General features: G+C 35.1%; 5 protein-coding genes. 3 read left to right on the top strand and 2 right to left on the bottom strand.

The window, feature by feature from the left end; translation table 11 throughout:
• Positions 1-124 precede the first annotated feature (124 nt).
• The 3 genes from AAC037_RS17815 to AAC037_RS17805 all read left to right on the top strand — a co-directional run bounded on the left by AAC037_RS17815 (position 125) and on the right by AAC037_RS17805 (position 4582).
• Complete coding sequence (locus AAC037_RS17815) at positions 125-1384, top strand: GTP-binding protein (protein ID WP_339904455.1); 1260 nt, start codon at positions 125-127, stop codon at positions 1382-1384.
• 138 nt (positions 1385-1522) lie between these two features.
• Positions 1523-2278 (top strand): 3'(2'),5'-bisphosphate nucleotidase CysQ, encoded by a 756-nt coding sequence (gene cysQ / locus AAC037_RS17810; protein WP_339904453.1) that lies wholly within the window; start codon positions 1523-1525, stop codon positions 2276-2278.
• A gap of 900 nt (positions 2279-3178) precedes the next feature.
• A complete protein-coding gene (locus AAC037_RS17805) occupies positions 3179-4582 on the top strand; it encodes a UDP-glucose 6-dehydrogenase (RefSeq protein WP_339904451.1) in 1404 nt (467 codons plus the stop codon).
• 296 nt (positions 4583-4878) lie between these two features.
• On the opposite strand, the gene AAC037_RS17800 is transcribed toward AAC037_RS17805, so the two are convergent.
• The gene (locus tag AAC037_RS17800) at positions 4879-5244 is read right to left on the bottom strand and encodes a BlaI/MecI/CopY family transcriptional regulator (protein WP_014023052.1); all 366 of its coding nucleotides are present in this window, start codon (positions 5242-5244) and stop codon (positions 4879-4881) included.
• Between the two features lie 312 nt (positions 5245-5556).
• On the bottom strand, positions 5557-6155 hold a 599-nt coding region (locus tag AAC037_RS17795), incomplete at its 5' end, for a fatty acid desaturase (protein ID WP_339904449.1).

The following is a 6155-nucleotide window of genomic DNA, read 5'->3' as shown; positions in this document are numbered from 1 at the left end:
TGCCGAGGATGGGATAAGCCTTCGATGATTTTACCAATCAGTTTTAAATTGAATTGTACAATTGTCAAAAGTTGCGGCAAAAAGTTGATTTATAAAAATTCAAGTGAAATAGTATACATACAATATGAGCATACAGGAAACCAATCAATTGTTAAGATTTACCACCGCGGGATCTGTTGATGATGGAAAAAGTACCTTGATAGGTAGATTGCTTTATGATTCGAAATCAATTTTTGAAGACCAGATTGAGGCAGTAAAAACTTCCAGTGAAAAGAAAGGATTTGACTATGTAGACCTTTCTTTGCTTACAGACGGGCTCAAATCTGAAAGAGAACAAGGAATCACTATTGATGTGGCCTACAGGTATTTCGCTACCCCTAAGCGGAAATTTATCATTGCCGATACTCCCGGACATATTCAATATACCAGAAATATGGTGACTGGGGCATCTACTGCCAACCTTGCCATCATTCTAATAGATGCTAGAAAAGGATTATTGGAACAAACTTTTAGGCATAGCTTTATTGCCTCCTTGTTGAAAATACCTCATGTAATTGTATGCGTCAATAAAATGGATTTGGTAGATTATGATGAAGAAGTTTATCAAAAAATTGTAAATAGCTATAAGGACTTTGCAAGCAAGATGGAAATCAAAGATGTGCATTTTGTTCCTATTTCTGCACTCAATGGTGACAACGTGGTGGATAGATCCACCAATATGAAATGGTATGAAGGACCAACCTTGCTGTATTTGTTAGAAAATGTCCACATTGCCTCAGACTTTAATCATATCGATTGCAGGTTTCCTGTACAAATGGTTATTAGACCTCATACCCATGAGCATCAAGATTTTAGAGGTTATGCAGGGAGAATTGAGGGTGGAATATTCAAGCCCGGGGATGAAGTGAAAGTATTACCCACAGGTTTCACCTCAAAAATTAAAAGTATTGAATTAGACGGAAACCCGATTGAGGAAGCATTTTCTCCAATGTCTGTTACCATGACACTTGAAGATGAATTAGATATAAGTAGAGGGGATATGCTGGTAAGGCCCAATAACGTACCTAATGTTGGACAAGACCTAGATGTAATGGTATGCTGGATGAGTAACAGTTCGTTGAAAGGAAGAACCAAGCTAATGCTAAAACATACTACGCAAGAGTGCCAAGTAATGGTAAAGGAAATTCTCTACAAAGTAAATGTAAACACCTTGCACCGTGAAGAGGGAGTTGACCAGATAGGGATGAATGATATCGCTAGAATTAAAGTCAGAGCTGCAAAACCTTTGTTTTTTGATGCTTATAGAAGAAACCGACAAACAGGCTCCATTATTTTAATTGACCCAAATACAAATGAGACTGTAGCTGCAGGTATGGTAATATGAATCTAAACTATTAAGATTTAACAAATGCGAATATAGAATAGTCAAACTGATCCAGTTTGGCTATTTTTTTTGATTCCCAGCAAATGTTTATGAATTAATCAATAAGTTTACAATCTATCAACTTTTAAGACTGATGATATGGAAATCAATGAGAAATCGTTTACCGAAATTGCCAAAGAGGGAGCTAAAGCCGCAGGCCTGGAAATTCTAAAAATATATAATAGTGCCCATTTAGAAGTTGAATATAAGGCAGATGATTCACCACTTACCAAAGCAGATTTGGCAGCCCATAAAGTTATTTGTGATTTTCTATCCAAAACTAATTTACCGATTCTCTCAGAAGAAGGGGAAAATATTGCTTATAAGGAAAGGAAGCAGTGGGATTATTTTTGGTTGATAGACCCCTTGGATGGAACCAAAGAATTTGTAAAAAGGAACGGTGAGTTTACTGTAAACATAGCCCTTATTCATAAAGGAATACCAATTATTGGGGTGGTTTACGCTCCCGTGTTGGATTGGTTGTTTTGGGGAAATAGTCAGGGAGGATGGAAAATTACCGGAATGAAATCAGCGGTAGCCCTTCAAAAGAAGAAGGGTGGTTTGGTAGAAACGATTGTGGCTTCTAGGTCTCATTTAAGCCATGAAACACAGGGTATTATAGATCAATATCCCGATGCAGATGTGGTCAGTATGGGGTCGTCTTTGAAGTTTATGCTTTTAGCTGAAGGGAAGGCCCAACTATACCCCAGATTTGCACCCACTATGGAATGGGATACTGCTGCGGCCCATGGGATATTAAAAGCCTTGGGCTATGAAATAAAAAAAGTAGATATTGACGAACCTCTTGTATACAATAAGGAAAATCTATTGAACCCTTGGTTTATAGCTTCTTGATCAAACCCAAACATAGAAGGAATTAAAAGGCATTGAGATCTACTCTTTAATATTCAATGTGCATCTATTTCAAATTCCTTCTATTAGTTTACTTTTTATGGATCTTACAATCATTAAATAGGCTCACAGAAGCGGAGGAAGCCTACACAAGATCGGCTTTTCTTGCTTATTAATTCCGAAAATTTTTTTGGCCTTAGTTCATAGTTTTTCTCAAAATGATCATTGAAATGATAAATTATGGGTTTTTGCTTTCAATCATAATGGTTTATAATTCAGTTTTTACCTCCTAAAATGGCTTTTCGTATATGTGAATTTAAGCCTTCCATTTTTTTCTTTTTTTTAAGAATAATTACTGTAATTAGTAATATATTTGTCTGCAGTTGCGGTTTATATTCCTTAACTTGATAAAAGCATCAATTGGAAAATATCACGTGAGATATTGGTTACTACCTAATGATTACCATGTTTGAATTGCACTTCAATCTTGGCGATTAAAAAGTTAAAACTGAAATATTTTAAACCCATATCCAATTTGCAGGTTCTTATGTTTTTTCAATCTGCTTTTATCGTTTTATTATTTTAACGATAGTAATTCTTATTTTGAATACCCGATAATAACCTAAGTTTCCAATTTAAACTAAATCGGTCAAAGCGCTGATGAATGGTATTGCGTAAATAGCGATGCCATGCTATAGGCCTGAATTGTGAAACGCTGCTAAATTATTTAAGCCTTAATGCTATTGCCAAATTGATTGAAGTTTTAAGGTAAATTAAAAACCAAACCGAAGGTTAAGTGATTAATGTTTAATATTTAGTATTTTTGTTTAATTTTTAATCAATGGAGTAATAGGGTAAGGTGAGGTTTACCCTTATTTTATAAAATGTTTTAAACTATAAGAAATGAAGATCCAAAGTATTTGTTGTATTGGTGCTGGTTATGTTGGAGGTCCAACTATGGCTGTGATTGCAAAAAAATGTCCTGATATTAAAGTTACTGTTGTCGATCTCAATGAGGCTAGAATTGCAGCTTGGAATGACGAAGACGTTTCCAAGATTCCTGTTTATGAGCCGGGGCTTTCAGAAGTAGTAGCTGAAGCCAGAGGTAGAAATTTATTTTTTTCAACCGATGTAGACAAAGCGATTGACGAAGCAGAAATGATTTTTATTTCTGTTAATACACCTACCAAGACCTACGGAGAAGGTAAAGGACAGGCTGCTGATTTGAAATGGATAGAGCTTTGTGCAAGGCAAATTGCAAGAGTGGCCAAAGGTGATAAAATTGTTGTCGAAAAATCTACGCTTCCTGTTAGGACGGCAAGTACACTTAAAGACATATTAAAACACACTGGGAATGGCATGAATTTCCAGATTCTTTCCAATCCAGAGTTTTTAGCAGAGGGAACGGCAGTTGAAGATCTGATGGCACCTGATAGAGTATTGATTGGTGGAGACCAAACAGAAGAAGGATTAAAAGCAATTGATGCCTTGGTAAACGTTTATGCCAGATGGGTGCCTAGAGAGCGAATACTTACTACCAATGTGTGGTCTTCTGAATTATCAAAATTGACTGCAAATGCATTTTTAGCACAACGAGTATCTTCTATCAATTCTCTTTCAGAACTTTGTGAACATACCGAAGCTGATGTAAATGAGGTTTCCAGGGCTATAGGAACTGACTCTAGGATTGGACCTAAATTTCTTAAAGCATCTGTAGGTTTTGGAGGCTCATGTTTCCAAAAAGATATTCTTAATCTGGTTTATATTTCGCGCTCATATGGACTAAATGAAGTTGCAGATTACTGGGAACAAGTGATCATTATGAATGATTACCAGAAAAAACGTTTCTCCAAAAAGATCATTAAAAATTTATACAATACAGTAAGTGGGAAGAAAATAGCGTTTTTGGGTTGGGCATTTAAGAAGGATACCAATGATACCCGTGAATCTGCCGCCATTTACGTTGCAGATCATTTATTAAATGAGCAATCCAATGTTTCTGTTTACGATCCTAAAGTAACAGAACAACAAATATATACTGACTTAGATTATTTGGGAAGTAGAACCCCTGAAGAAAACAAAGAATCGCTCAAAGTGGTAAATGACCCTTATGAAGTTTGTAAAGGGGCACATGCTGTGGCCGTACTTACTGAATGGGATGAGTTTAAAACTTATGACTGGCAAAAAATTTATGACAATATGTTGAAGCCAGCACATGTTTTTGATGGACGTAATATTATGGATACGAAGGCTCTCAGAGACATTGGTTTTAAAGTACACGCTATCGGTACAGCTGATGATAATTAATTAAGTCTATTTTAATTTTAGCTTTTATTCGCTAAAGTAAAGTTAAAATCTACAGGAGAGAAAATAAAAAAGGTGAACGTTCATTCGTTCACCTTTTTTTTCATTAATAAACAAAAAGTAATTTGATTGATTAAAAGCCTTTGTCAATTCTAAGTTGAGGGGACTCCGCTTAAAACTTCCAACGATTAAGGACCACTCATGTATTTCAAATGAAGTTGTGTCCTAAGCTTAATGACTGGTCCCATTAAGGAGTTCTCATCAGGTCAATGGATAACCATTGAATTAATCAAAGATTATTAATCTTTTACATCATCTTTCACTTCGTCCATTATTTTTTCCAAAGCTTTAACATCTAGTTTTTCATCTTTGGCAAAAAATGAAGCTAAATTCGCAAAAGATCCGCTGAAATAACCTGTTAACAAATTTTTAATGGTAAAGCTACGGTACTCATCTTTGGAAACAATAGGGTAGTATTCATGAGATTTGCCGTAAGCTTTGTGCTTAACAAAGCCTTTTCTTTCCAAAATACGTATGATTGTTGAAACAGTGTTATACGCTGGTTTTGGAGCTGTCATTTTTTCCAAGACATCTTTGACAAAGCCTTTCTCAATGTCCCATAGGATTTGCATAATTTGCTCTTCTGCTCGTGTTAGTTCTCTCATATCTGTTTTAAAGTAGGTGATTTTGGATCAACTTAACCATTTAGTTTTATAAATGCAATTTTTTTTATAAAAACATAACATTTTTTATGCTTTAAGGTTAAATTTTAACCTGATCTATACATTTAAGCCAACAAGTCAATTGAATTTTTTGAACTCTCTTTGATTTGTTGTTGGTAACTAACTATTTTTTTAGCATTGTTTATTCATTCTTATTTTGTTTTGATTTATTAAAATAAAAGCCCTTCAAAATGAAGAGAAATTGCTTCATTCTGAAGGGCTTTTATAGGTAGGTGTATCTATTACTTTAAGAGATCAATTGGAGGGTTTTAATTTTATAATTCCTGTGGCATGCAGCAGTTTAACAATTGGATAGGTGGGATCAAATTCATACCATTTGACTGCAAAATTTACCCTTTTAGGTAGTCTATGGTGGTTGTTTTGGAATAGCTCACCTAACATCAAAAAGTCCAAAATCAATGAATTTTTTGATTTGTCATTGTTATCAAAATTAGCATATCCGTATTTATGACCACTCCAATTGACTATGGCACCATGTACCGGTCCCATCATAAAGTGAATAGGTAAAAGAAAATACATCCACCAGTGGGTTCCTGCTAGTTCAAAAACACTAATGCTAAGAACATATATCAATACATATACTAAAACCCAGCCGATTCTGATTCCCATGGTATCTGCAAATTTGTCAAATCTATTCCAGTCTGGAACGTCTTTAATAAACCTTTCTTCAGGCTTGGCTCTAAAAGTGAAATGTTCATTGTAAATCTTTTTTGTCTTCCACATCATGGTAAAAAGGTTTTCTGTATGGTGTGGACTATGGGGGTCTAATGGCGTATCGCTATAGGCATGATGCATCCTGTGTAGGATAGCATATGCTCTAGGAGAAAGGTAAG

The organism is uncultured Cyclobacterium sp. (assembly GCF_963976465.1).
Lineage (GTDB): Bacteria > Bacteroidota > Bacteroidia > Cytophagales > Cyclobacteriaceae > Cyclobacterium.
The sequence above is the reverse complement of the archived record's forward strand: the minus strand, read 5'-3'. Positions and strand labels throughout refer to the sequence as shown.

What these genes read in the sequence shown, in the direction of transcription:
- AAC037_RS17815 (WP_339904455.1), top strand. Translation starts at nt 125, where the DNA reads ATGAGCATACAGGAAACCAATCAATTGTTAAGATTTACCACCGCGGGA.
- cysQ (WP_339904453.1), top strand. Translation starts at nt 1,523, where the DNA reads ATGGAAATCAATGAGAAATCGTTTACCGAAATTGCCAAAGAGGGAGCT.
- AAC037_RS17805 (WP_339904451.1), top strand. Translation starts at nt 3,179, where the DNA reads ATGAAGATCCAAAGTATTTGTTGTATTGGTGCTGGTTATGTTGGAGGT.
- AAC037_RS17800 (WP_014023052.1), bottom strand. Translation starts at nt 5,244, where the DNA reads ATGAGAGAACTAACACGAGCAGAAGAGCAAATTATGCAAATCCTATGG.